24 protein-coding genes are annotated in these 24078 nt (G+C 63.8%); 16 read left to right on the top strand and 8 right to left on the bottom strand.

Annotated elements, in window-relative coordinates:
• Positions 1-19: 19 nt before the first annotated feature.
• On the bottom strand, positions 20-820 hold the full coding sequence (locus LK03_RS04965) for a phosphatase PAP2 family protein (RefSeq protein ID WP_038411336.1): 801 nt from the start codon (positions 818-820) through the stop codon (positions 20-22).
• A 107-nt stretch (positions 821-927) separates the two neighbouring features.
• On the opposite strand from LK03_RS04965, the gene hslO reads away from it, so the two are divergent.
• From hslO to LK03_RS04925, 8 genes are all read left to right on the top strand, one after another.
• Positions 928-1827 carry an Hsp33 family molecular chaperone HslO gene (gene hslO, locus LK03_RS04960; RefSeq protein WP_038411335.1) on the top strand — a complete coding sequence of 300 codons (900 nt, stop codon included), beginning with the start codon at positions 928-930 and terminating at the stop codon, positions 1825-1827.
• A 180-nt stretch (positions 1828-2007) separates the two neighbouring features.
• Positions 2008-3549, top strand: a complete 1542-nt coding sequence (locus LK03_RS04955; RefSeq protein WP_038411334.1) for a phosphoenolpyruvate carboxykinase — start codon at positions 2008-2010, stop codon at positions 3547-3549.
• Positions 3550-3856: 307 nt separating this feature from the next.
• Positions 3857-4657 carry an energy transducer TonB gene (locus LK03_RS04950; RefSeq protein ID WP_038411333.1) on the top strand — a complete coding sequence of 267 codons (801 nt, stop codon included), beginning with the start codon at positions 3857-3859 and terminating at the stop codon, positions 4655-4657.
• Between the two features lie 36 nt (positions 4658-4693).
• Positions 4694-5416, top strand: a complete 723-nt coding sequence (locus LK03_RS04945; RefSeq protein WP_038411332.1) for a MotA/TolQ/ExbB proton channel family protein — start codon at positions 4694-4696, stop codon at positions 5414-5416.
• A 1-nt stretch (position 5417) separates the two neighbouring features.
• Positions 5418-5819 (top strand): ExbD/TolR family protein, encoded by a 402-nt coding sequence (locus LK03_RS04940; RefSeq protein ID WP_038411331.1) that lies wholly within the window; start codon positions 5418-5420, stop codon positions 5817-5819.
• A 160-nt stretch (positions 5820-5979) separates the two neighbouring features.
• Complete coding sequence (locus LK03_RS04935; RefSeq protein WP_038411330.1) at positions 5980-6561, top strand: alpha/beta hydrolase; 582 nt, start codon at positions 5980-5982, stop codon at positions 6559-6561.
• Positions 6562-6627: 66 nt separating this feature from the next.
• Positions 6628-7617, top strand: coding sequence for a sigma 54-interacting transcriptional regulator (locus tag LK03_RS04930; protein ID WP_049870429.1), 990 nt, complete (start codon positions 6628-6630; stop codon positions 7615-7617).
• Between the two features lie 137 nt (positions 7618-7754).
• Complete coding sequence (locus tag LK03_RS04925; RefSeq protein WP_038411329.1) at positions 7755-8540, top strand: MetQ/NlpA family ABC transporter substrate-binding protein; 786 nt, start codon at positions 7755-7757, stop codon at positions 8538-8540.
• 83 nt (positions 8541-8623) lie between these two features.
• On the opposite strand, the gene LK03_RS04920 is transcribed toward LK03_RS04925, so the two are convergent.
• Genes LK03_RS04920 through LK03_RS04910 form a run of 3 tightly spaced genes read right to left on the bottom strand, consistent with a single transcriptional unit; the run spans position 8624 to position 12384 of the window.
• Positions 8624-9445 carry an alpha/beta fold hydrolase gene (locus LK03_RS04920; protein WP_038411328.1) on the bottom strand — a complete coding sequence of 274 codons (822 nt, stop codon included), beginning with the start codon at positions 9443-9445 and terminating at the stop codon, positions 8624-8626.
• A 6-nt stretch (positions 9446-9451) separates the two neighbouring features.
• Positions 9452-11830, bottom strand: a complete 2379-nt coding sequence (locus LK03_RS04915) for a penicillin acylase family protein (protein ID WP_038411327.1) — start codon at positions 11828-11830, stop codon at positions 9452-9454.
• Positions 11827-12384: a DUF6436 domain-containing protein gene (locus LK03_RS04910; protein WP_240478661.1), complete on the bottom strand. Its 558-nt coding sequence runs from the start codon at positions 12382-12384 to the stop codon at positions 11827-11829. The genes LK03_RS04915 and LK03_RS04910 overlap by 4 nt, the downstream gene beginning before the upstream one ends.
• Before the next feature lie 144 nt (positions 12385-12528).
• Here LK03_RS04910 and LK03_RS04905 point away from each other — a divergent pair, with 144 nt between their 5' ends.
• Positions 12529-13455 (top strand): alpha/beta hydrolase, encoded by a 927-nt coding sequence (locus LK03_RS04905; protein ID WP_038411325.1) that lies wholly within the window; start codon positions 12529-12531, stop codon positions 13453-13455.
• Here the strand turns inward: LK03_RS04905 and LK03_RS04900 are convergent, their stop codons facing one another.
• Positions 13456-14208: a DUF2059 domain-containing protein gene (locus tag LK03_RS04900; protein WP_038411324.1), complete on the bottom strand. Its 753-nt coding sequence runs from the start codon at positions 14206-14208 to the stop codon at positions 13456-13458. It lies immediately after the preceding gene.
• 138 nt (positions 14209-14346) lie between these two features.
• Between LK03_RS04900 and LK03_RS04895 the strand changes: the two genes are divergently transcribed.
• A complete protein-coding gene (locus LK03_RS04895; protein WP_038414611.1) occupies positions 14347-14976 on the top strand; it encodes a 2OG-Fe(II) oxygenase in 630 nt (209 codons plus the stop codon).
• Positions 14963-15481 carry a DUF523 domain-containing protein gene (locus tag LK03_RS04890; protein ID WP_038411323.1) on the top strand — a complete coding sequence of 173 codons (519 nt, stop codon included), beginning with the start codon at positions 14963-14965 and terminating at the stop codon, positions 15479-15481. The genes LK03_RS04895 and LK03_RS04890 overlap by 14 nt, the downstream gene beginning before the upstream one ends.
• Here LK03_RS04890 and LK03_RS04885 read toward each other — a convergent pair.
• Together LK03_RS04885 and serA are read right to left on the bottom strand one after the other, a co-directional pair.
• Positions 15465-15947 (bottom strand): transporter substrate-binding domain-containing protein, encoded by a 483-nt coding sequence (locus tag LK03_RS04885; RefSeq protein ID WP_038411322.1) that lies wholly within the window; start codon positions 15945-15947, stop codon positions 15465-15467. The genes LK03_RS04890 and LK03_RS04885 overlap by 17 nt on opposite strands.
• A gap of 243 nt (positions 15948-16190) precedes the next feature.
• Entirely contained in the window at positions 16191-17420 is a 1230-nt protein-coding gene (gene serA, locus LK03_RS04880) for a phosphoglycerate dehydrogenase (protein ID WP_028693289.1), read from the bottom strand.
• Positions 17421-17589: 169 nt separating this feature from the next.
• On the opposite strand from serA, the gene LK03_RS04875 reads away from it, so the two are divergent.
• The 4 genes from LK03_RS04875 (at position 17590) to LK03_RS04860 (ending at position 21740) form a co-directional block, all read left to right on the top strand.
• Positions 17590-18993, top strand: coding sequence for an FAD-binding oxidoreductase (locus LK03_RS04875; protein ID WP_038411321.1), 1404 nt, complete (start codon positions 17590-17592; stop codon positions 18991-18993).
• A 14-nt stretch (positions 18994-19007) separates the two neighbouring features.
• Positions 19008-19673 (top strand): fumarylacetoacetate hydrolase family protein, encoded by a 666-nt coding sequence (locus LK03_RS04870; RefSeq protein ID WP_038411320.1) that lies wholly within the window; start codon positions 19008-19010, stop codon positions 19671-19673.
• Positions 19674-19827: 154 nt separating this feature from the next.
• A complete protein-coding gene (locus LK03_RS04865; protein ID WP_038414610.1) occupies positions 19828-20772 on the top strand; it encodes an SdiA-regulated domain-containing protein in 945 nt (314 codons plus the stop codon).
• A 59-nt stretch (positions 20773-20831) separates the two neighbouring features.
• Positions 20832-21740, top strand: a complete 909-nt coding sequence (locus LK03_RS04860; protein WP_038411319.1) for an SdiA-regulated domain-containing protein — start codon at positions 20832-20834, stop codon at positions 21738-21740.
• A gap of 6 nt (positions 21741-21746) precedes the next feature.
• On the opposite strand, the gene rpiA is transcribed toward LK03_RS04860, so the two are convergent.
• A complete protein-coding gene (rpiA, locus tag LK03_RS04855) occupies positions 21747-22421 on the bottom strand; it encodes a ribose-5-phosphate isomerase RpiA (RefSeq protein WP_038411318.1) in 675 nt (224 codons plus the stop codon).
• A gap of 131 nt (positions 22422-22552) precedes the next feature.
• Between rpiA and ilvA the strand changes: the two genes are divergently transcribed.
• Entirely contained in the window at positions 22553-24067 is a 1515-nt protein-coding gene (gene ilvA, locus LK03_RS04850; RefSeq protein WP_038411317.1) for a threonine ammonia-lyase, biosynthetic, read from the top strand.
• The last annotated feature ends 11 nt before the right edge of the window (positions 24068-24078 follow it).

Below are 24078 nucleotides of genomic sequence, written 5' to 3'. Positions count from 1 at the left end.
GAAACAGGCCCCGGAACGATCAGGCGCGGCGCACGATGCTCATGCGGTTGATCAGCGGCAGTTTCTGCAACAGGGTGAATAGCGGCGTGGTCCAGCGTACCAGGGCGTCGCTGGCCTTTGCCGCCATGGGCGTGTAGCAGCTCCAGCCCAGCGCCAGAATCGCCATCAGCAACCCGCCGATGTAGTCGTCCTGGCCCCAGTGGGCGCCGGCCACCAGGCGTGGCAGCATGAAGATCACTGCCAGGCTCCAGATCACCACGTGCTGCCAGGTCCGGCGGCTGAACAGGCTCATGAACAACGCCCAGATCAGCAGTACCGAGGCGTGGTCGCCTGGGAAACTCTTGCTGGAGCGGTCCTTCAGTTCCCACGATTGCTCGAGATGGGGGTAGTAGTCGCTGAGGTGAATGGCGCTGGCGAAGTTCATCGATGGACTGGAGTGTTGCCAGCCCATGGCGTCCACCCACTTGGAAAACACCGCGCGAATCACCACTAACAGCAGCAGCGTGACCAGAAAGCCGAAGAATGCGGCGCGCACCTGGAATGCGCTGAACACCCAGTTCCCGCGAATTAGCAACCCGAGCATGATCAGGCCGACGACAATGTCGAATGGCCGCAGGCTGCCGACAGTCCAGATATAGCGCCATGTGGTGCTTTCGGACAGGGGCGCGTTGAGGGTGTGGAACAACCACTCGTCGAAAGTCAGACACAGTTGATGGCCAATAGGCCATAACCAGAAACACAGCAGGCCGATGGGCAGCAAGGTGCACACCGCCAGCGGTCCCCAAGCCCACCTGGCTTGGAACAAGGGTTGATTGTCCATAAGATACCTTTATCACCAGCGAAATTTGAGTGCGTCAGACCGCACTCGGCAGCGGGCTTTCATTTCCCGAATATCATTTTGTCATTATTTTCAGATAGCCAGAACCTATGAGCGACTTGCCTGATACAGATTTCACTCAACGCTTCATCTTCGACGACCGCGATGTCCGCGGCGAGTGGGTGTCGCTTGAACACAGCTATGCCGAGGTCCTGGCCCGGCATCCCTATCCGGCCCCGGTAGCGACATTGCTCGGTGAACTGATGGCGGCCACTGCTTTGCTGGTCGGCGCTCTCAAGTTCGACGGCCTTCTGATTCTGCAGGCACGCTCCCAGGGGCCGATTCCTCTACTGATGGTGGAATGCTCGGGTGATCGCGAGATCCGTGGCATGGCCCGTTACGAGGCCGAGCAGATCGCTGCCGATGCGACCTTGGCCGAGCTGATGCCTGATGGCCATCTGACCCTGACCATCGACCCGGTCAAGGGCCAGCGTTATCAGGGTACGGTCGATCTCGATGGCGCCGACCTGGCGCAATGCTTCACCAACTACTTCCTTCAGTCGCAGCAGCTCAACACGCGGTTCTGGCTCGATGCCACCGATGGCAAGGCCCGGGGCCTGCTGTTGCAGCAACTGCCGGCCGATCGCGAGACCGACGCGGATGAGCGCGAGGAAAGTTGGCAGCACGTCCTGGCTCTGGCCAGCACACTCAAGGCAGAAGAATGGGCGCAGGACAACGAAACGCTGTTGCACCGCCTCTACCACGAAGATGCCGTGCGCCTGTTCGACGGCAACCCGCTGCGATTCCATTGCAGTTGCTCTCGCGAACGATCCGGCAATGCGCTTGTCAGTCTTGGCGAAGCCGATGCCAAGGCCCTGGTGGACGAGTGTGATGGGCAGATCGAGATCGATTGCCAGTTCTGTAACGAGCGGTACTTATTCGATGCCAGCGATGTTGAACAACTGTTCAACGGCGGTGGAACGGACGCGCCTTCAGAAACTCGCCACTGAAACGTTTAAGCCCAAGATATTCTCCTGCCGAATTGCGCAAATCCGCAGTTCTGACAGGAGGGGCCTACTTTTTTTGGGCTTTTCTGGCATAATCCGGCCACTTTTTTCGCTGTAGTAGTTTTATTCCGACCACTACAAATCGTTTGGAGCACTCGGCCTCGGGCCGGATGAGGATCTCTCATGACGCAAGCCAACAACACCGTGTACAAAGACCTGAGCGTCGATGAACTGGTAAAACAAGCGCTGTCCCGCGGTGAAGGCGTGCTGGCCGATACAGGTGCACTGGTTGTCGAGACCGGCCACCGTACTGGCCGTTCGCCGGCTGACCGTTTCATCGTCGAAGAACCTACCACCCAGGACGCCATCGCCTGGGGCCCGATCAACCGCAAGTTCCCGGCCGACAAGTTCGATGCCCTGTGGGACCGCGTGCAAGCCTTCAACGATGCCCAGGATCACTTCGTTTCCTACGTCCACGTAGGGGCTGCCGACGCGCACTACCTGCCCGTCAAGATGACCACCCAGACCGCTTGGCAGAACCTGTTCGGCCGTTGCCTGTTCATCAATCCCGAACAGTACAACCCGGCTGGCCGTGGCGAGTGGCAAGTGCTCAACGTCGCCAACTTCGTGTGTGAGCCCGAGCGTGACGGCACCAACTCCGATGGTTGCGTGATCATCAACTTCGCGCAGAAGAAAGTGCTCATCGCCGGCATGCGTTACGCCGGTGAAATGAAAAAAGCCATGTTCTCGGTGCAGAACTTCCTGCTGCCGGCCGCCGACGTACTGCCGATGCACTGCGCCGCCAACATCGGTGAAGACGGCGACGTGACCCTGTTCTTCGGCCTGTCCGGCACCGGCAAGACCACCCTGTCGGCCGACGAAAGCCGTTACCTGATCGGTGACGACGAGCACGGCTGGGGCGAGGGCGTGGTGTTCAACATGGAAGGTGGTTGCTATGCCAAGTGCATCGACCTGTCCGAGAAGAACGAGCCGGTCATCTGGAAAGCGATCAAGCATGGTTCGGTACTGGAAAACGTCATCATCGATGACGCCAAACATGCCGACTACAGCGACGTCAGTCTGACCCAGAACAGCCGGGCGGCCTACCCGCTGGAGCACGTCGCCAAGCGTTCCGAAAAGAACCTGGGCGGCGAACCCAATGCCGTGATCTTCCTGACCTGCGACCTGACTGGCGTACTGCCTCCGGTGTCGATCCTGAACAACGAGCAGGCGGCCTACCACTTCCTGTCCGGCTACACCGCACTGGTCGGCTCCACCGAAATGGGCTCGGGCAGCGGCATCAAGTCGACCTTCTCGACCTGCTTCGGCGCGCCGTTCTTCCCGCGTCCGGCAGGCGAGTACGCCGAGCTGCTGATCAAGCGTATCAACGCCTTCGGCTCCAAGGTGTATCTGGTCAACACCGGCTGGACCGGCGGTGGCTACGGCGTCGGCAAGCGCTTCAACATCCCGACCACCCGTGCGGTGATCGCGGCGATCCAGAGCGGTGCGCTGATCGGCGCTGAAACCGAGCACGTCGCCACCATCAACCTGGATGTGCCAAAAGCCGTTCCGGGCGTCGACACCGAGCTGCTCAACCCGCGCAACACCTGGGCTGACAAAGCCGCTTACGACGAAGCCGCCAAAGGCCTGGCCAAACTGTTCACGGAAAACTTCAAGAAATTCGAAGTGTCCGAGGCCATCGTTGCCGCAGGTCCTCAGCTGTAAGCCATTACCGCTGACCGAAAGCCGCCCCCATGGGCGGCTTTTTCGTTTCCAAGGGGGCAAGCGGCTGGCGGCCGAACGATGCCTGTCAGGTATATTTTCAATGCCGCTCAGGCATGCCATGCAATGGCTTTGCTTTCCAGCCCTGAAAATCCGCGACTTCGGGCGCTGCGATCACGCTAAATATCAGCTTTAGTTATAACTTTAATTTTAAACATTACTTTATGCGATAAGCCCTGCTGACGATGATTCGTTCACAGCATGCCCCAAGGCACGCTGTTTCGAATCAACGCCCCCAGGAGCTCGATCAATGGGTAATGTCCAGACGGCCGTCAAGGCTTACGACCTGCCATGGCGCCCGGCGCCGGGTGATCTGGTCGAGCTTGGACGCACGCTACGCGTGCCGCTGGCTCAACTACGTCTACAACGCACGCCGTTCAGCGGCCTCAAGGGCCGCGACAAGCTGCTGCTGGGTTTGCTGGTAGTGGCACTGCATGGCGCGGCTGCCTACTGGATCAGCCAGGCGCCGACGCCGGCGCTGCCGGTGGTGCCCCCGCAGATTCCGCCGATGACCATCGAGTTCGCCGCCCCGGCGCCACCGGTGGTCGAACCGCCGCCGCCCGCGCCTGCTCCGCCAGTGGTCGAGCCACCGCCACCGCCGGTGGTGGATGAACTGGCTGCCAAGCCTGCGCCCAAGCCGGTACCCAAGCCCAAACCGTTGCCCAAGCCAGTCGCCAAGCCCGTGCCCAAGCCGCAGCCAGAGCCGGTGCAGGCACCGCCGCCAGCACCTGCGGCTGCTCCCGCACAGCCGGCGCCGAAACCGGCACCGGTCACTCCGCCTTCGGCCAATGCCGCCTACCTGAAGAATCCGGCACCCGAATATCCGCAGCTGGCCCAGCGTCGGGGCTGGGAAGGCACCGTGCTGCTTCGCGTGGAGGTGTTGCCCAGCGGCAAACCCGGACAGATTCAGCTGCAGAAAAGCAGTGGCCGCGATGCCCTGGACGCTGCCGCCATCGCCGCGGTCAAGCGCTGGAGCTTCGTGCCGGCCAAGCAGGGCGACGTGGCTCAGGCGGGCTGGGTCAGCGTCCCGATCGATTTCAAACTTCGTTAACCGGCGTCCATCGACCGAACATAGGAAGACCCCATCATGAGCGTGTTGGCATCCCCCCTCGAATCCGTTGAAAGTGCAGTCATCTGGCTGCTGGTTGGTTTCTCTGTTGCCACCTGGGCGCTGGCGCTGATCAAGATCACGCAGTTCATACGCCTGAAACGTCAGGACAAACGTTTCCACAGCCATTTCTGGGCCGCCTCCAGCCTCGATTCTGCGGCTGAGTTCAGCCAGACACAGCCAGGCCCCGCCGCACGGGTTGCCCAGGCAGGTTACGCAGCCATCGCCGTGGCCGAGCCCGGCCAGGCCAGCGACCTGAGCCACGCCATCAATCACCAGGACCGCCTTGAGCGCGCCTTGCGCCAACAGATTGTGCGGGAACGACGCTCACTGGAAAGCGGCCTGGCGGTGGTTGCCAGTATCGGTACCACGTCGCCGTTCATCGGCCTGTTCGGCACCGTGTGGGGCATCATGGAGGCGCTCAAGGGTATCAGCGCGGCAGGCTCGGCCAGCCTTGAAACCGTGGCAGGACCAATCGGCGCTGCGCTGGTGGCCACCGGGGTCGGCATCGCCGTCGCCGTGCCGGCAGTGCTGGTCTACAACTATTTCCTGCGCCGGCTCAAGCTGACCACCGCCGACCTCGATGATTTCGCCCACGACTTCTACAGCCTGGCGCAGAAGAGTGCGTTCCGCGTGCTGCTGCACCCAGCCTTGCACAAGCACCAGGCCGGCCCAGCCGTAGCCGTGAAGGAGGCGTCCTGACATGGCTTTTTCGACCCAGGACAGTGACGAAGTCCTCAGTGAAATCAACGTCACCCCGCTGGTGGACGTCATGCTGGTGCTACTGGTGGTGTTCATCGTCACCGCGCCGCTGCTGACCAACGCCATTCCCATCAACCTGCCCAAGACCGAGGCGGTGGCGCCGGTCGAGCAGAAAGACCCGCTGGTGGTCAGCATCGATGGCTCGGGCGCGCTGTTCATCAACAAGGATGAACTGCCCGCCGACGGCCTGGAAGCACGGCTCAAGCGCGCCAAGCTCGACGACCCGGAGGTGCGCGTGCAACTGCAGGCCGATGATGGCGTGAATTACGGCGAAGTGGCGCGGGCGATGGCGGCGATCGAGCGGGCGGGAATCAGCAAGCTGGCAGTGATCACTGCGCGTTGAGTGGAATCAGGCAGGGCTTGGAGGGTCGGTCTCTTGGCAGAGGTCGGCCCTTTTTTGATCTGGATTTATGGTTATTAACAAATAGCTTCTTATTCCTTTACGCATATATCACCACCTTTATAATCGGCCACATCAATGCATACGTTAGGGAGGCGTACCCATGCGCAATGAGTCGATCCGCTATCTGATCGTGCCGGGCTGGCAAGGATCGCCAGACAACCATTGGCAGAGTCACTGGCAGCGTACCCTGCCTAACAGCGCGCGGGTCGAGCAACTCGACTGGTTCACCCCGCAGCGCGAGGACTGGGTGTCGGCGCTGGAGCAGGCGATCTCCGCCGAGCGCTCGCCGGTGATTCTGGTAGCCCATAGCCTGGGTTGCGTCACCGTGGCGCACTGGGCCGCACAGGCCAGCCCGACCCTGCTGCGCCGGGTGCGCGCGGCATTGCTGGTGGCGCCTGCCGACGTCGAGCGCCCTGGCTGCGCCGCTGCGCTGCGCAACTTCGCACCGATTCCAAGGCAGCGCCTGCCGTTCGCCACCCATGTGGTGAGTTCCGATAACGACCCAGCCGTCAGCGTGCCACGGGCGATGTGCCTGGCCCAGGACTGGGGTGCCGAGGTGGGCTTGTTGGCCAGCGCCGGGCACATCAACGTCAAGTCCGGGCACGAGTGCTGGGAACAGGGCTTCGCCTACCTCTATCGATTGCAGGGCCGGGCCGAACAGCGCAGCCTGCGCCGCGCCTGACGCGCCTCTGCCATCACCGTTTTCCCCGTACACGCCAGGGCCACCGACGCCGTGGTGGGAGTTCACATGCCGTTCCACAACACCTTCGGCCAGCCACTGCTGACCTTTCCCGAACTGGACAAAAGCCCGCTGAGCATTCGCGCCAAGGCGCTGGTGTTCGTCGACCCGCGCTCGCAGCAACTGCGTTACCAGCTCGAACGCCTGGCGCCGCAGCCTTTGCCGGTGCTGATTCGCGGTGAGACCGGCAGTGGCAAGGAGCTGTTGGCGCGGCAGATCCACCGGGCCAGCGACCGGGCAGGGCTGTTCGTTTCAGTCAACTGCGCGGCGATCAGCCCGACCTATGCCGATGCCGAGCTGTTCGGCTACAGCGCCGGCAGCCATGGCGGCACGGCCAGTGGCCGCGCCGGCTGGTTCGGCTCGGCCAACGGCGGCACGTTGTATCTGGATGAAATCGCCGACCTGCCGCTGGCGATTCAGGGCAAGTTGCTCGCCGCCCTGGAAAACCGCGAGGTCACCCGCGTTGGCGCGCAGCGCCCGCAGGCGGTGGATGTGCGGCTGGTGGCGGCGTCGAGCATCGACCTTGCCGATGCGGTGCGCGCTGGCCTGTTCAACGAGCGGCTGTATCACTATTTGCATGAGGGCGAGCTGCAACTGCCAGCGCTGCGCGCGCGGGTCGGTGACATCCTGCCGCTTGCCGAATACTTCGTAGGCATCTACAGCGCGCGACTCGACCGGCCTGTTCCTTTGCTGAGCGAAGCGGCACAGTTGGTGCTGGAAGGGTATGACTGGCCCGGTAATACCCGCGAGCTGGAAAACGTCATCCACTTTGCCCTGTTGGTCAGCCACGGACCTGAAGTGCTGCCTGAACACCTCGGGTTGCCCCCTGCCGACCCCATCGAACAGCTGGCAGCCAAAGCGGCGCAACTCGGCGCCAGCCGCGAGCCGCAGACCCTGGAACGCCTGCGCGACACCCTGCGTCAGGCACTGGCGCAGCTTGAATTCGGCGAGTCGGGGCAGGGCGTTGCGGGCAGCAGGAGCAACAGGAATAACGACTGATTAATTTGGAATAAGAAGCAAATCAAAATATATTGTTAAGGCATAAGTATTACCGGTATCGTCCGCTTCATGCCGGCCCCTTAGCGGCGCCCGGCCCACGTTGTCGACCCCGTACTCGCACACTTTCAAGGAACATCATGAAGAAGACGTTGCTGACCACGGCCCTGGCCGCTGCCCTCGCATTCACTGGCCTGGCCTCGGCGGCTGAAAAACTGGTGGTGGCTGCCACCCCGGTGCCGCATGCCGAGATCCTCGAGCTGATCAAGCCAACCCTGGCCAAAGAAGGCGTGGACCTGGAAATCAAGGTCTTCACCGACTACGTGCAGCCCAACGTACAGGTCGACCAGAAGCGTTTGGATGCCAACTACTTCCAGACCTTGCCGTACCTGAAGAACTTCAACGAAGGCAAAGGCACCAACTTGGTGACCGTGGTCGGCGTGCACGTCGAACCCTTCGGTGGCTACTCCAAGAAGGTCAAGAGCCTTGACGAGCTCAAGCAAGGCGCCACCGTCGCCATTCCCAACGAGGGCAGCAACAGCGGCCGCGCCTTGCTGCTGCTGCAAAAAGCCGGGTTGATCACCCTGAAAGACCCGAACAATGCCCTGGCGACCCCCAAGGACATCGTCAAGAACGACAAGCAGCTGAAATTCCGTGAGCTGGAATCGGCCATGCTGCCGCGGGTTCTCGACCAGGTCGACCTGGACATGATCAACACCAACTATGCCCTGGAAGCGGGCTTGAACCCGGCCAAGGATGCGCTGGTCATCGAAGGCAGCGACTCGCCGTACGTCAACTTCCTGGTGGCTCGCCCGGACAACAAGGACAGCGATGCCATGCAGAAACTGGCCAAGGCCCTGACCAGCCCTGAAGTGAAAACCTTCATCGAGAAGAAATACCAGGGCGCGGTACTGCCCGCGTTCTGATCCCACCGCTTCGCTGCCCCCGCAGCGAACGCAAGCGGCCCCCCACAGTGTGTGCACGGCACCTGTGGGGCGCCTGCCGCCACTCAGCCCGCCGCGCGCGGCAGCCAGTTCAGCAGAAAATCATTGATCACCCTGGGGTTCTCGAGGCTGGAGATGTGCCCGGCATCGGGTATCTGCGCCGCCAGACAGCCGATCAGACGGGACATTTCATTGGCTTCGGCGGGTGGACGCGGGATGTCCTGATCGCCACCCAGAACGATGCTGCGCTCGGCAGGCAGTTGGCTGAGCTGTTCAAGCAGGTTTTCCCGACCGAAGATCAGCCGGCCCAAGGGGTCGATGCTATTGCGGATGGTCTCGGCGCTGAAGGCTTTCAAATCGCTGCGAAAGCGCTCGCGCACTTCAGGTACCGTTGCGCCACCGGCGTGGAAGAAGATCGGCACGATGATGTCCAGCAACGGGTCGGTGAACTCACCGGCTTGGGAAGCGGCGTCGAGCAGGGCGAAATAGCGCTCGCGGGTGGGGTCGGGTTCAGCGCCCAGGTAGGTGTCCATCAGCACCAGACGATCGACTCGCGACGGGTGCGCAAGGGCCAGGTGCACGCCCCACATCCCGCCCACCGACAGCCCGACGACATGGCAGCGGCTGATGCTCAGGGCGTCGAGCAGTTGCAGGTACTGGCGCGCCAGGGCGGCCATGTCGGTGGTGCCGGGCGGTGGCGGTGCCGAATCACCATGGCCCCAGAGCTCCGGGACGATCACTCGATAGCGGGTAGACAGGGCTTCGACCTGCGGTGCCCACATTTCGGCAGACCACAGGTAGCTGTGCCCCATCAGCACGACCGGCCCCTGGCCTTGGTCGACGTAGCTCAGGCGTGCGCCTTCGATGTCGATGAAGTGTTTGTCCATGGCGGGCTATTCCTGTTGGCTAGGGTTGGCGGGGAGCAAGCGTAGCGTGCTCTGGCCATCCTCCGTGGGTTGGCGCGCCGGGAAATCTTGTCCAGTTATGTATGCCTGGGCCTGGTCGGCGTAGTGGCGGTCGAAGGGCACACCGCTCTGGCCGACCGGGTTGAGGGTGCGTGCCAGCTGCGGGTGGGCGAAGTCGATCACCCGCCGCGTCGAGGGGCCATAAGTGACGGGCCAGGGCGCCGGGCCGATTTTTGCCGATAGATTGTTCGGCACTTCGTGGCTGCCCGGTGCTTCGAACGGGCCGATGTCCAGCAGCAGGTTCAGCGGTTTTTTCGCCCCCAGCGGGTGGTGGTGGGTGAGGGTGTGTGCCTGGCCCCAGTGCCAGCCTGCCGGATCCTCCCCATAGAGCGCTTGCAGGTGGCTCAGGCTGCGTTGCCAGGCCAGGCGCACCACCGCCTCGCGCCCACTTGCCGATGGCTCATGGCGGTTCTGCCACCAGGGTGAGCTGGCATCGGCTGCCAGGCGCGGCAGCGCGGCATCGATGGCGCGGGTGCCCAGCAGCACCTCGAACCAGGTGTCGCCCAGCTCGTCATGCAGGGCGGCGAAGGCCAGCTCATAGAGGAACTGGTTGAACAGCGTGGCCGCCGTGGACTCCAGCGGGTAGTCGCCTTGCCAGTCTGCCAAGGCCTGAACCAGTGCCTGTTGCCGATCACCCTCGGCCACCCGGCGCAAGGTCGGCAGCAGCGGTGCCAGGGTGCGCGGGCCGTAGTCGCTGCCGACCTCGCGTTGCAGCGCCTGGCTGCGCGCGGTGTCCCACTGCGTGCCGCCTTCGCGCAGACGCTGGTCGAGGCGGCGGCCGCGGTCGGCCAGGTTGTAGTAGCCGGGGATGGCGACCTCGCCAGGCGGCTGTGCGTTGGCCGAAACCACATAGCCGCGCGCCGGGTTTTCCTCCTGCGGGTTGTCGCTGAAGGGGCGAAAGCCCAGCTTGTCGGCGGCGTGGCTGCTGCCGTCGAGAAGGAACGCCGGATTGACCCCGTCGGGGCGAATCGGCAACTGCGCCGCGGCCCACCAGCCGATGTCGCCAGCGGCGTTGGCCCACACCAGATTCAACCCCGGAGCGTGGATTTTGCTCGCCGCTTCGCGCATCTGCGTCAGCGAGGCGGCGCGGTTGATCTGGTAGAAGCCGTCGAGAATAGGGTTTTCGGTTTCCAGAAACGCCCACCATAGGGCAATCGGCGCATCGCCTGCGCTGTCGCCCAGCACGCGATTGACGATCGGGCCGTGGGCCGAACGGCGCAGTTCGATCACCTGCGCTGGCTCACCTTTGACGGCAATCGATTCGGCGCGGCGTTCGAGGAGTTGCCAGCGCCCGTCGATCAGCACCTGCTCGCTGTTGGCTGGATTGACCTGCTCGCGGACAAGGTCGACGTCATCGTTCTGGAACATGGTCAGGCTCCAGGCGAACTCGGCGTTGTGCCCGAGCAGGGCGAACGGCGTCAGCGCCAGGTGATGGCCATAGAGGTTGAAGCCTGGCGCGCTCAGCTCGGCCTCGTACCACACCGACGGCACGGCGAAGCTGATGTGCGGGTCGCCGGCCAGCAGCGGCTTGCCGCTGCGGGTATGGCTGCCAGACACCGCCCAGGCGTTGCTGCCTTCGAACTGGGCGATGCCGGTGAGCTGCAGGGCCTCATGGCTGGTCCGCGCCAAGTGTTCGAGGCCGCGCCAGTCGGCAGTGGCCAAGGGGGCGGCGACGCTACCGGTGGGCTGCCAGTCGAGATCGAACACCCGCAGATAGTCGCTGCCCAGTTGGTCACGAATGTAGGTCAGCGCAGGTTCGGTGCGAAACGCCGCCGCGAAGCTGTAGGCCAGGTAGCCGGCAATGCTGAAGGTGTCCTCGGCGGTGAATGGGCGCGGAGTGATGCCGAGCAGGTCGAATTCCATCGGCCGGTGTTCGGCCTGCCAGGCGTTGACGCCCTGGAGGTAGGCCTGCAGCGCCTGCCAGGTGGCGCCCTGGCGGTCCTGACGTTGCGCCATGCGCGTGGCGCGTTCGGCGATGCGCAGGCTGCGAAACAGCGCATCGGTGGGCACCAGGGCCTTGCCGAGTACTTCGGCCAGTTCGCCACGGGCGAGGCGGCGCATCAGCTCCATCTGGAACAGGCGATCCTGGGCGTGCACATAGCCCAGCGCTCGGTACAGGTCAGCCTCGTTCTGCGCCTGGAGATGCGGCACGCCGCGGGCGTCGTAGTCGACCTGCACCGGCGCCTGCAAGCCGGCCAGGCGTATGTCGCCTTGGCGTTGTGGTTGTTTCTGATAGAGGTAGACGCCGACACAGGCGGCCAGGGTCAGCACGACGCTCAGCGCCAGCAGGCTCAGGCGAGTTTTCATCGAGGTTCCTCAGCGGCAGACCATGGACAGTAGCAGCCCACCGCCAGGGTGTTGGTCGCCGTCACCGTGCGCCCGGCGCGCAGGGCTTGGATGATCGGTTCGACGAAGCTGTTGCTGGCATTGCAGACCGCGCCTTCGCTCCATGGCCCGAAGTACACCAGCGTTCCTTGCCGATCCCAGATCGCCACGGCGGGGCTTGCGGGTAGTTGCGCGCTGCCCGGCAACGCTGGCAGCTCCGGCAAGTCTGCCAACGGCTGCGGCAATTGGCCGTGGCTGCCGGGCTTGCGCACGGTATGGAACTGCACCTCGGGCCCGGCGAAGCGTTGCACCAGCTCGCTCAGGTGCTGCTGATTGCCGACATTGCAAGGGCAGCTTGGGTCCCAGAAATGCACCACGCGAATCGCACCGGGGCCGGCGATTTCCGCTGGCAGTTGCAATTGCCTGCCATCGAACAGGGTGGCCTGATGATCGAACGGGCGCAGGTAGCGGGCCTGGAAACGCTCATAAGCGAACCACGCCACGGCGGCGCCGAATAGCACCAGCAGGACAAGCATCAGGGTAGAGCGAGAAGGGCTGGACATGGGCGATCCACGGATGCCGCGCCGCGGCGCTGGCGATGAACGATTCGCACAGCTTGCCATGGCGTGAACCAGAGCTGAATATCGCAGGTCAATGCTTGCTCGATTCGGACCTGTCCCATGCCTGCCAGTTTTCATCCCGACCAACTGCGCGCCAGCCTAGCGCCGCTGACCGCGCGATCCGCGCTGAGTGAGCAAGGCCTGATCTACCAGCGTTACTACGGCCTCGACCTGCCCACGTCGAGCACCCTGGGCACGTTCGAGGTGGCCGGATTCGAGGTGGTCGGACAGGCATGGCTGCCACCTCAGCCGGTGGCGACGCTGTTCCTGCTGCATGGCTTCTATGACCACATGGGGTTGTTCCGCCACGTCATCGAATGGGCGTTGGGCAAGGGCTATGCCGTGCTCAGCTGTGACCTGCCGGGGCATGGGCTGTCCAGCGGCGCGCGGGCCAGCATCGATGACTTCGCGGTGTATCAGCAGGTGCTCGACGCACTGTTCCTCCAGGCCCAGGCCCTCGACCTGCCGCAACCCTGGCACCTGTGCGGGCAGAGCACCGGTGGCGCCATCGTCGTCGATCACCTGTTGCACTGCGCCGAACAGAGCCCTGCGCAAGGCCAGGTGGTGTTGCTGGCACCGCTGGTGCGACCGCGCGCCTGGGGCCGCTCGAAGCTCAGCTACAGCGTGCTGCGGCACTTCGTCAGTGGTATCGAGCGGCGCTTCACCGACAACAGCAGCGACCCGGCCTTCCTGCCGTTTCTGCAGGCAGACCCTTTACAGCCACGGCGGCTACCGACCGCCTGGGTCGGTGCGCTGGTGCAGTGGGTCAAGCACATCGAAGCGGCGCCGCGCAGCAACCGGCCCTTGCTCATCGTGCAGGGCGAGGCTGACGGCACGGTGGATTGGCAACACAACCTGCGCGTGCTGCAAGACAAGTTCGCCAAGCCGCAGATTCTCATGTTGCCCCAGGCGCGCCATCACCTTGCCAACGAGCTGCCTGATGTGCGCCAGCAGTACTTCACCTTCCTCGGCCAGCACCTGGGCTGATCAGTTCAGGTCGGCGCCGCTCTGGCCCACGGCCAGCCCGGCGCGCACGGCAGCCAGGGCGGCCTGGTAGTAGGCCTTGCCTTCGGCGGACTCGGCGAAGGTGGCGAATTCTTCCAGTTCGTTGTCGGACAGGTCGCGATAGACATACAGCAAGGTGTTGTTCAGGTCGCTGCCAATCTGCTGCATCAGCCGTTGCCGCTGGCCGTCGAGCATGCCCTGCGCCTGCCCGCCGCCGAACAGGCCGGGCAGCATCGAGCTCAAGCTGTCGGCGGCAACACCGGCGATGGCCAGGCTGACCTCCGCCCCGGCTTCACGCGCCGGCAACGCCCGCGCCAGGTGGTCGATGAGCAGCAGGCGATTATCGCTGGCCTGAATCTTCGGCAGCCCCTCGGCGTTTTTCGCCAACTGATCCTTGCGCGTGGCCAGCAACTCGGCGGCGACCACCTTGCGCCCCAGCGGCGACTGGAAGAAGGTCAGCGCCGCGGTGGGATCAGGCAGGGTGGCGCGCAACTGGGCCTGGGCACGGCGGTCCATGGCCTGGGCCTGGAAGCGCTGGTTGCTGTTGTTGACCAGGGCCTGGAACACCGCAGGTGGCAAGCTGTTGCGGTAGCGCTGCTGGGCGGCGCCAACGGCATCGGTGAAGTGGGCGCGTTGGTCGGCCCAGCCAGCGGCTTTGTACAGTTGGTCGAGACTGTCTGCCCAGACAGGCATGGCGCAGATCATCAGCACAAGCAGGGAAAACGGACGGCGCATTCAGGACTCCTGTCGGCAGGGCGCCATTGTCCTAGGCACCGGCCTGATTTGTCGAGAACCCCGAGACGGCTGGCCGTCAGGTGGTACGCGCGTACCGCCAGCGAAGCCTACTGTTTGTGCGCTTGGGTTACCGCTATGATGCCGGCCATGACCCTACCTTCCGAACACCCGATGTTGTCGGCCATCGTCGACGATCTAGCCGCCCGTGGCTGGTCGCAGCAGGCCCTGTTCTTGCCCGGCGAGCTGATCCGCGCGCTGGCGGCCGAGTGTCGCCGCCGCGCGGCGCAAGGCGAGCTGGAGCCGGCGGCGATTGGCCGAGGCGATGCACAGACCATCCGCGAGGCGATTCGCGGCGACCGTATCCAGTGGATCGAGCCCGGTGACGCCGACTGCTGCGACCGCTACCTGGAGGTGATGGACTGTCTGCGTCAGACCATCAACCGCGAGCTGTTCCTGGGCCTCGAAGACTTCGAATGCCACTTCGCCCTGTACCCGCCCGGTGCGTTCTACCGGCGCCACCTCGACCGTTTCCAGGATGACGACCGGCGCATGGTCTCGGCGGTGTTGTACCTCAACGATGACTGGCAGGCCGGCCAGGGTGGGGAACTGCGCATGTACCTGGATGGACGTGAGCACGACGTTCCCCCTGAGGCAGCTTCGCTGGTGGTGTTTCTGTCCGGCGATGTGCCCCATGAGGTACTGCCGGCCAGCCGTGATCGGCTGTCGCTCACCGGCTGGTTCAGGCGCCGCGGCAATGACCCGTTCTGAGCTGCCCAAGGTGCTGGTCAGTGCCTGCCTGCTCGGTCAGGCGGTGCGCTATGACGGTCGCGACAGTGGCCATCCTGATGTGTTGCGCGCCTGGCAGGCCCAAGGTCGGGTGGTGGCGCTATGTCCCGAGGTGGCGGGGGGACTGTCGACACCCCGCCCGCCGGCAGAGATTCTCGGCGGGCAGGGCGGGCAGGTGCTCGATGACCAGGTTCAGGTGCTGACCGTCGAGGGCGAGGATGTCTCCCAGGCCTTCCTGCACGGCGCGCAGCGGGCGCTGATGCTGGTGCGGCGGCACGGCATCGGTGTGGCGGTGCTCAAATCAGGCAGCCCTTCGTGCGGCAATCGCCTGACCTATGACGGCAGCTTCAGCGGGGTCAAGGTAAGCGGCGAGGGCGTCACAGCGGCACTGTTGCGCCGCGAAGGCGTGCAGGTATTCAGCGAGCTTGAACTGGAGCAGGCCAGCCAGGCCCTCGGGCGAATGACAGCGCCTAACGCGCCGCGGTAGGTTGCTCGGCAGGCTTGAGCCACTTGGCTTCCAGCTCGGCCAGGCGTCCCGCTTCGCTCAGGCGCTGCAAGGCATTGTTGACTGCGCTCTGGAAGGCTGGATTGTCTTTCTGAAATGGGATCACCCGCGTTTCGCTGCTGAACGGTTGGCTGGTGTCGATTTCGGCCTGGGTGGGCGGCTTGAGGTCATTCAGGGCGATGTCGTAGCGCCCGCTTTCCAGGCCCGCTACCAGTTCCGACTCCGGTGCCTCGACGAAAGTCGCGCGTACATCCAGTTCATCGGCCAGGGCCTGACCCAACTCCACCTCGAAGCCTGTCAGGCGCTCATCTTCCTTGAAGGTGTAGGGCGGGGTATCGGCCAGCACGGCAATGCGCAGTTCGCCCCGGTCGTTGACTTCATCCAGCAGCTCGGCCTGGGCCAATGGATTGATCAGTACTGCAAGCAGTACGCCAATGGTTAAACGCATGGGTGTCCCTTTTCTTGTGTCTGGCAGGTGTATGGCGTTCGCCGGCGCTGCTCCAGGCCGGTGAAGCGCAGGCTATGACCGTGCGAGGCGGGGAATGTTTGCCAGCGGAGGGATTTTTTCCCGCGCCAGAGGGGCGGGGTAGTGCAGAAGGGGCTGATTGGCCCGGTCATGATGATCCGGGCCGGCACTGCGTGCCCGGTTTCGGCCTGCCGAAGCAGACCTTGGCCGGGCGAGCGCGGCGTATCAGAACAAGACGCGCGAGCGGATGGTGCCTTTGACGTGCTGGAGTTTTTCCTGAGCCAGGTCGGAGTACTCGGCATCGACGTCGATGACCACGTAGCCGACCTTGTCGTCGGTCTGCAGGAACTGGCCGGAGATGTTGATGCCGTTTTCCGCGAACACGTTGTTGATTTCGCTGAGCACGCCCGGGATGTTCTCGTGGATGTGCAGCAGACGGTGCTTGCCCGGGTGCGCCGGCAGGGCCACTTCAGGGAAGTTGACCGAGGAAACGGTGGTGCCGTTGTCGCTGTACTTGACCAGCTTCTCGGCCACTTCCAGGCCGATGTTGGCCTGTGCCTCGGCGGTGGAACCACCGATGTGCGGGGTGAGGATGACGTTGTCCAGGCCGCGCAGCGGGCTTTCGAACTCTTCATCGTTGGAGCGCGGCTCGACCGGGAAGACGTCGATAGCGGCGCCGATCAGGTGCTTGTCCTTGATCGCGGCGGCCAGGTGATCGAGCTCGACCACGGTGCCGCGGGCGGCGTTGATCAGGATCGAGCCTTTCTTCATGGCGCGGATTTCTTTCTCGCCGATCATCCACTGGGTGGACGGCAACTCAGGCACGTGCAGCGACACGATGTCGGCCAGGCCCAGCAGTTCGTGCAGGTTGGCGACCTGGGTGGCGTTGCCCAGCGGCAGTTTGGTCAGCGGATCATAGAAGTAGACTTGCATGCCCAGGCTCTCGGCCAGTACCGACAGCTGAGTACCGATCGAGCCATAGCCGACGATGCCGAGCTTCTTGCCACGAATCTCGAAGGAGTTGGCAGCGCTCTTGATCCAGCCGCCGCGATGGCACGAAGCGTTTTTCTCGGGGATGCCGCGCAGCAGCAGGATGGCTTCGGCCAGCACCAGCTCGGCGACCGAACGGGTATTGGAGTAGGGTGCGTTGAATACGGCGATGCCGCGCTGGCGGGCGGCATTGAGGTCGACCTGGTTGGTGCCGATGCAGAAGCAACCGACCGCGACCAGTTTCTTCGCACAGTCGAAGATCTCTTCGGTCAACTGGGTGCGTGAGCGGATACCGATGAAGTGGGCATCGGCGATCTTTTCTTTCAGCTCGGCTTCGGGCAACGAACCAGTGAGGTACTCGATATTGGTGTAACCGGCTGACGTGAGGGTATCGACAGCGTTCTGGTGCACACCTTCAAGGAGAAGGAACCTGATCTTGCTCTTTTCGAGAGAAGTCTTGCTCATCTGCGTAAACCTGTATCCCGGAGAAAAATGGCGAGAAGTTGCAGCGGCACGGCGAGGGGCCTAGCACGAACAACGGGGGCGATATGCTACCATGCGCGACGCAATCTGCGCTGATTCCGCCACATGAAGCCTGTTCAGGCTGACCATGAATAGTCCGAGTGTTCCTGCCATGACCGACACCGCGGTACTCGCTGAACTCATGACGCTGGTCGCACCCGCCAAGGTGCTGACCGACCCCGCCTCGCTGCAGGCCTACGGCACCGACTGGACCCGGCATTACCCGCCTGCACCCAGTGCCGTGGTGCTGCCCAGAACCCTCGAACAGGTCCAGGCCATCGTCCGTTGGGCCAACCGTCACCAGGTTGCGCTGGTGCCGTCGGGCGGGCGTACCGGGCTGTCGGGGGCGGCGGTGGCGGCCCATGGCGAAGTGGTGGTGGCGTTCGACCTGATGAACCAGATCATCGGCTTCGATGCGGTCGATCGCAGCGTGGTCTGTCAGCCTGGGGTCATTACCCGGCAGTTGCAGGCCTTCGCCGAAGAGAACGGCCTGTATTACCCGGTCGACTTCGCTTCGTCCGGCTCCAGCCAGGTGGGCGGCAATATCGGCACCAACGCCGGCGGGATCAAAGTGATCCGCTACGGCATGACGCGCAACTGGGTCGCCGGGCTGAAGGTGGTCACCGGCACGGGCGAGTTGCTCGAACTGAACAAAGGCCTGGTGAAGAACGCCACCGGCTACGACCTGCGCCAGTTGTTCATCGGTGCCGAGGGCACCCTGGGCTTCGTGGTCGAGGCCACCCTGCGGCTGGAGCGCGCCCCGCGCAACCTCACGGCGATGGTGCTCGGTACGCCTGATTTCGATTCGATCATGCCGGTGCTGCATGCCTTCCAGGGACAGCTCGACCTCACCGCTTTCGAATTCTTTTCCGACAAGGGGCTGGCGCACATCCTGGCTCGCGGCGATGTCCCAGCACCGTTCGAGACGCCATGCCCGTTCTACGCCCTGCTCGAATTCGAAGCGCTCAATGACGAGGTCGCCGAGCAGGCCCTGGCCACCTTCGAGCGCTGCGTGGAACAGGGCTGGGTACTCGATGGGGTGATGAGCCAGAGCGAAACCCAGCTCAGGAACCTGTGGAAACTGCGCGAATACCTGTCGGAAACCATTTCCCATTTCACCCCATACAAGAACGACATCTCGGTCACCGTGGCCAAGGTGCCGGCGTTCCTGCGCGAGATCGATGCGGTGGTCAGCCAGCATTACCCGGACTTCGAGGTGGTCTGGTACGGCCATATCGGTGACGGCAACCTGCACCTGAACATCCTCAAGCCGGCCCATCTCGACAAGGCGGCGTTCTTCGCCCGCTGCGCCACGGTCAACCAGTGGGTGTTCGAGATCGTCGAGCGCTACCAGGGCTCGATCTCTGCCGAACATGGCGTTGGCATGATCAAGCGCGACTATCTGCATTACAGTCGCTCGCCGGCGGAAATCGCCTGCATGAAAGCGATCAAGGCGGTGTTCGACCCGAATGGCATTCTCAATCCGGGTAAGATCTTCGCTCCTGACCACCAGTAGCAAAGGAATCGGCCATGAATTACCAGCACCAATACGTAGACGGCACGCGCATCCACTTTCCACTGGGCAAGGTGGTGTGCGTGGGGCGTAACTACGCCGAACATGCCAAAGAGCTGAACAACCCCATTCCGACCGAGCCGCTGCTGTTCATCAAGCCGGGCAGTTGCGTGGTGCCTGCCGAAGGTGGGTTCAACATCCCAAGCGATCGCGGTTCGGTGCACTTCGAGGCGGAAATCGCGGTGCTGCTGGGCAAGCCGCTGTCGGCCCGGGCCAGCGAAGAAGACGTGCGCGATGCCATTTCCGGCTTCGCCCCGGCGCTCGACCTGACCCTGCGCGATGTGCAGAGCAAACTGCGCGACAAGGGCCTGCCATGGGAAATCGCCAAGTGCTTCGACGGTGCCTGCGTGCTGCCGCCGTTCGTGTCTGCCGACGCCTTCGCCGACGTCAATGACATTCCGATTCGCCTGACCATCAATGGTGAAGTACGCCAGGATGGCAACAGCGCAATGATGCTCAACCCCATCGTGCCGATCATCCAGCACATGGCCGCGCAGTTCTCGCTGCAGGCCGGTGACGTCATTCTCACCGGCACCCCGGCCGGCGTTGGCCCGTTCCACTCCGGCGACGAGTTGGTGCTGGAACTGCCGGGCGTCAGCCGTTTCGACAGCCGGGTGCTGTAAATCACCGCAGCCGCCAGCGGCGCGGGCTTTACCCTTTTTTCACAACCCATGTGGATAATCGCCGGGTCTTTTTCCCGGGCGCAGGCGCATGACCGGGGCTGCAGGTCGGCCCCAGGCATCGCGCTGGCTGCCCATGATTCAGGTGACCCGCACGATGCCCCGTTCCTCCTCTTCATTGGCCTTGCCGCCCAAACGTTCTGCCCTGCGCCGCTGGCCAGTGTGGCTGGCGCTGCTGGCGGTGGTTTTCTATGGCGTTGCCGTGCTCATGCACTGGGACGACCGCGGCCTGCTGTGGCTCAAGGAAAGCCAGCAAAGCCCCGGCACGCGCCTGGAAAGCGTCTGGCTGCCCGACTACAGCGTCGACATCGACGCCAAGCAGATGGCCGGTATCGGCGATGATGAAGCCTCCGACCTGGCCTTCAGCCCGCAGACCCGCACGTTGTTTTCGGTGATGGGCAAGCACCCATTTCTGGTCGAGCTGAGCCTCGATGGCGAGGTGTTGCGCAAGATTCCCCTGCTTGGCTGGGACAACCCTGAAGGTGTGGCCGTCATGGCTGACGGGCAGATCGCGATCACCGACGAGCGCAAGCACGATCTGGTGCTGGTCAAACTCGACGCCACCACCACGACCCTCAACCGCGCGGACTTCACCTCTTATGACCTGGGCACCTCGCCTGAAGAGAACAAAGGCTTCGAAGCCATCGCCTGGGACGCCCACCGCCAGCGGCTGCTGATCGGCCAGGAGCGTCCACCGAAGCTCTACACCTGGGCCACCAACGGCCATGGCCCGCTCACCGGCGACAAGCGCCACCTGCCCAGCGACCAGCTCGACCTGCGCAATTTGTCGGCGCTGACCGTCGACCCGCGCAGCGGTCACCTGCTGGCACTGTCGGCCGACTCACACCTGCTGCTGGAACTGGACGAAGAGGGTCGGCAGGTCAGCTTCATGGCCTTGCTCGGCGGTTTCAACGGCCTCGCGGCGCACATTCCCCGGGCCGAGGGCGTGGCGCTGGATGACCAGGGCACGCTGTACATGGTCAGCGAGCCAGACCTGTTCTACCGCTTCAAGAAAAACCCGTCGACAGCGCCGGATCATTAAGCGCCGCTTCAGCTATTCGTGCTTAGATGCGCCACCTTTGATTGCCGAGTCGTTTTTCCATGCGCCGTGTTTTCCGCTTGCCGCTGCTGCTGTCGATGCTGGGTCTGTGTCTGCTGTTGCTCGCCGCCGCGGCGCAGGAGTTTCGCCTGTTCGAGCGCGCCTGGTTCAACGTCAAGGCCTGGTGGCAACCGGCCCAGGAGGGCATCGCCTTGCAGGGCTACCAGGTGAGCATCGAGGCCAAGGTGATCGACGGCCTGGACGACGACGTATCGGCGCTGACCTACGATCCCGAGCGCAAGACCCTGTTCACCGTCACCAACGCCCGCCCTGAACTGATCGAACTGTCGCTGGATGGGCGTATCCTACGCCGGGTGGCGCTGACCGGCTTCGGCGATCCGGAGGCGGTCGAGTACGTCGGCCCTGGCAGCTTCGTCATTACCGACGAGCGCCAGCAGCGGCTGATCAAGGTGCAACTCGATGACAACACCACCGCCCTGGACGCCAGTGACGCGCAGCAGTTGACCCTGGGTATCGGCTTCAATGGCAACAAGGGCTTCGAGGGGCTGGCCTACGACTCGCTGGGCAAGCGCCTGTTCGTCGCCAAGGAGCGCGACCCGATGATGATCTACGAAGTGCGCGGCTTCCCCAACGAACAGCCCGACAAACCCTTCGCCGTGCACGTGGTGCAGGACCGCGAGCGTGACTCACGGTTGTTCGTGCGCGACCTGTCGAGCCTGCAGTTCGATGAGCGCAGCGGGCATTTGCTGGCGTTGTCCGATGAGTCGCGGCTGATCGTGGAACTGAGCGTGGAGGGCAAGCCGCTCAGTACCCTGTCGCTGCGCAAGGGCTACCAAGGCCTGCAGCGTACCGTGCCGCAGGCCGAGGGCCTGGCGATGGACGAGGCCGGCACGCTGTACCTGGTCAGCGAGCCGAACCTGTTCTACGTATTCAAGCCGCAGCAGCCCTGAGGCGGCTTAGCGGGCCTTGAGGGTCTGTACACCTTCAGCGGTGCCCAGCAGCAGCACGTCGGCTGGACGCGCAGCGAACAGACCATTGGTGACCACGCCGACGATGGCGTTGATCTGGCTTTCCAGCAGGCGCGGGTCGGCGATCTGCAGGTTGTACACATCGAGGATGATGTTGCCGTTGTCGGTCACCACGCCTTCACGGTAGACCGGGTCGCCGCCGAGCTTGACCAGCTCGCGGGCTACATGACTGCGGGCCATGGGAATCACTTCCACCGGCAGCGGGAAGGCCCCCAGCACCGGCACCAGCTTGCTGGCGTCGGCAATGCAGATGAAGGTCTGCGCCACGGCCGCGACGATCTTCTCGCGGGTCAGTGCGGCACCACCACCCTTGATCAGGTTCAGGTGCTCGTCGCTTTCGTCGGCGCCGTCGACATAGAACTCCAGCTGGTTGACGCTGTTGAGTTCGTACACGGCAATGCCGTGGCCCTTGAGCCGCGCCGCCGTGGCTTCGGAACTGGCGACGGCGCCGTCGAAGGCGGTCTTGTGCTGAGCCAGGGCATCGATGAAGAAGTTGGCCGTGGAGCCTGTGCCGACGCCAACCACGCTGTCCTTGTCGAGTTTCGGCAGGATGAGGTCGACGGCGGCCTGGGCGACGGCCTGTTTGAGTTGGTCCTGGGTCATGCGGGCTCCAAAAAGGGGCGGGAGATTCAAAAGCGGCCAGTATAGCGACTCGCGCGGCATTGCTGTGGTCGCCCGACGGGACGCTGGGGTAGACTTCCAGGCCTTGTCCCGCGGCCCAGTGTGCTTCCCCGATGCTTGAACAGTACGTCAAGAAGATCCTCACCTCGCGCGTCTACGACGTCGCCGTCGAAACCCCACTGCACAGTGCCGGGCAACTGAGCCGGCGCCTGGGCAATCAGATTCTGCTCAAGCGCGAAGACTTGCAGCCGGTGTTCTCGTTCAAGATTCGCGGGGCCTACAACAAGCTGGCGCAACTGAGCGCCGAGGAACTGGCCCGTGGCGTGGTCACCGCCTCGGCCGGCAACCACGCCCAGGGCCTGGCCCTGGCGGCGCGCGAGATGGGTATCAAGGCGACCATCGTCATGCCCAAGACCACCCCCGAGATCAAGATCGAAGGTGTGCGCTCGCGTGGCGGCAAGGTGGTGTTGCACGGCGACTCGTTCCCCGAAGCGCTGGCCTACTCGCTGAAGCTGGTCGATGAGCGCGGGCTGGTCTACATCCATCCCTACGATGACCCGCACACCATCGCCGGCCAGGGCACCGTGGCCATGGAAATCCTGCGCCAGCACCAGGGCCGGCTGGACGCCATCTTCGTGCCGGTCGGCGGCGGCGGGTTGATCGCCGGCATCGCCGCCTATGTGAAGTACCTGCGCCCGGACATCAAGGTCATCGGTGTCGAACCGGACGACTCCAACTGCCTGCAAGCGGCCATGGCTGCGGGCGAGCGCGTGGTGTTGCCGCAAGTCGGGCTGTTCGCCGACGGTGTTGCGGTGGCGCAGATCGGCCAGCACACCTTCGACATCTGCCGTTTGCATGTCGATGAAGTGATCACGGTCAGCACCGATGAAATCTGCGCGGCGATCAAGGACATCTACGACGACACCCGCTCGATCACCGAACCGGCCGGCGCCCTGGGCGTGGCCGGGATCAAGAAGTACGTCGAGCGCACAGGTCTCACCGGGCACACCTTCGTTGCCATCGATTCGGGGGCCAACGTCAACTTCGACCGCCTGCGCCATGTGGCCGAGCGCGCCGAGCTTGGCGAAAAGCGCGAAGCGATCATCGCCGTGACCATCCCCGAGCACCCCGGCAGCTTCAAGGCGTTCTGCGAAGCGGTGGGCAAGCGCCAGATCACCGAATTCAACTACCGCAAGCACACCGCCGATGAAGCGCACATCTTCGTCGGCGTGCAGACCCACCCCGACAGCGATCCGCGTGCAGCCTTGGTCCAGCAGTTGACTGACCAGGGCTTCCCGGTCATCGACCTGACCGACAACGAACTGGCCAAGTTGCACATCCGCCACATGGTCGGCGGCCATTCAGCCAAGGCCCATGACGAGATCGTGCTGCGTTTCGAGTTCCCCGAGCGTCCGGGCGCACTGTTCAACTTCCTCGACAAGCTCGGCGGGCGCTGGAACATCTCGATGTTCCACTACCGTAACCACGGCGCAGCCGATGGCCGGGTGGTCGCCGGGTTGCAGGTACCGGAGGACGAGCGTCACCTGGTGCCGGCGGCGCTGGCCAGGATCGGCTACCCGTACTGGGATGAAACCGATAACCCGGCCTACCAGATGTTCCTCGGCTAGGCTTGGTCTGA

This window comes from Pseudomonas cremoricolorata (assembly GCF_000759535.1).
Classification (GTDB): Bacteria; Pseudomonadota; Gammaproteobacteria; order Pseudomonadales; family Pseudomonadaceae; genus Aquipseudomonas; species Aquipseudomonas cremoricolorata_A.
This window is presented reverse-complemented; position numbering and strand designations above follow the sequence as displayed.

Bases quoted from the DNA above. Each gene is read 5' to 3' on its own strand.
- LK03_RS04965 (WP_038411336.1), bottom strand. From the start codon at position 820: ATGGACAATCAACCCTTGTTCCAAGCCAGGTGGGCTTGGGGACCGCTG.
- hslO (WP_038411335.1), top strand. From the start codon at position 928: ATGAGCGACTTGCCTGATACAGATTTCACTCAACGCTTCATCTTCGAC.
- LK03_RS04955 (WP_038411334.1), top strand. From the start codon at position 2,008: ATGACGCAAGCCAACAACACCGTGTACAAAGACCTGAGCGTCGATGAA.
- LK03_RS04950 (WP_038411333.1), top strand. From the start codon at position 3,857: ATGGGTAATGTCCAGACGGCCGTCAAGGCTTACGACCTGCCATGGCGC.
- LK03_RS04945 (WP_038411332.1), top strand. From the start codon at position 4,694: ATGAGCGTGTTGGCATCCCCCCTCGAATCCGTTGAAAGTGCAGTCATC.
- LK03_RS04940 (WP_038411331.1), top strand. From the start codon at position 5,418: ATGGCTTTTTCGACCCAGGACAGTGACGAAGTCCTCAGTGAAATCAAC.
- LK03_RS04935 (WP_038411330.1), top strand. From the start codon at position 5,980: ATGCGCAATGAGTCGATCCGCTATCTGATCGTGCCGGGCTGGCAAGGA.
- LK03_RS04930 (WP_049870429.1), top strand. From the start codon at position 6,628: ATGCCGTTCCACAACACCTTCGGCCAGCCACTGCTGACCTTTCCCGAA.
- LK03_RS04925 (WP_038411329.1), top strand. From the start codon at position 7,755: ATGAAGAAGACGTTGCTGACCACGGCCCTGGCCGCTGCCCTCGCATTC.
- LK03_RS04920 (WP_038411328.1), bottom strand. From the start codon at position 9,445: ATGGACAAACACTTCATCGACATCGAAGGCGCACGCCTGAGCTACGTC.
- LK03_RS04915 (WP_038411327.1), bottom strand. From the start codon at position 11,830: ATGAAAACTCGCCTGAGCCTGCTGGCGCTGAGCGTCGTGCTGACCCTG.
- LK03_RS04910 (WP_240478661.1), bottom strand. From the start codon at position 12,384: ATGCTTGTCCTGCTGGTGCTATTCGGCGCCGCCGTGGCGTGGTTCGCT.
- LK03_RS04905 (WP_038411325.1), top strand. From the start codon at position 12,529: ATGCCTGCCAGTTTTCATCCCGACCAACTGCGCGCCAGCCTAGCGCCG.
- LK03_RS04900 (WP_038411324.1), bottom strand. From the start codon at position 14,208: ATGCGCCGTCCGTTTTCCCTGCTTGTGCTGATGATCTGCGCCATGCCT.
- LK03_RS04895 (WP_038414611.1), top strand. From the start codon at position 14,347: ATGCCGGCCATGACCCTACCTTCCGAACACCCGATGTTGTCGGCCATC.
- LK03_RS04890 (WP_038411323.1), top strand. From the start codon at position 14,963: ATGACCCGTTCTGAGCTGCCCAAGGTGCTGGTCAGTGCCTGCCTGCTC.
- LK03_RS04885 (WP_038411322.1), bottom strand. From the start codon at position 15,947: ATGCGTTTAACCATTGGCGTACTGCTTGCAGTACTGATCAATCCATTG.
- serA (WP_028693289.1), bottom strand. From the start codon at position 17,420: ATGAGCAAGACTTCTCTCGAAAAGAGCAAGATCAGGTTCCTTCTCCTT.
- LK03_RS04875 (WP_038411321.1), top strand. From the start codon at position 17,590: ATGACCGACACCGCGGTACTCGCTGAACTCATGACGCTGGTCGCACCC.
- LK03_RS04870 (WP_038411320.1), top strand. From the start codon at position 19,008: ATGAATTACCAGCACCAATACGTAGACGGCACGCGCATCCACTTTCCA.
- LK03_RS04865 (WP_038414610.1), top strand. From the start codon at position 19,828: ATGCCCCGTTCCTCCTCTTCATTGGCCTTGCCGCCCAAACGTTCTGCC.
- LK03_RS04860 (WP_038411319.1), top strand. From the start codon at position 20,832: ATGCGCCGTGTTTTCCGCTTGCCGCTGCTGCTGTCGATGCTGGGTCTG.
- rpiA (WP_038411318.1), bottom strand. From the start codon at position 22,421: ATGACCCAGGACCAACTCAAACAGGCCGTCGCCCAGGCCGCCGTCGAC.
- ilvA (WP_038411317.1), top strand. From the start codon at position 22,553: ATGCTTGAACAGTACGTCAAGAAGATCCTCACCTCGCGCGTCTACGAC.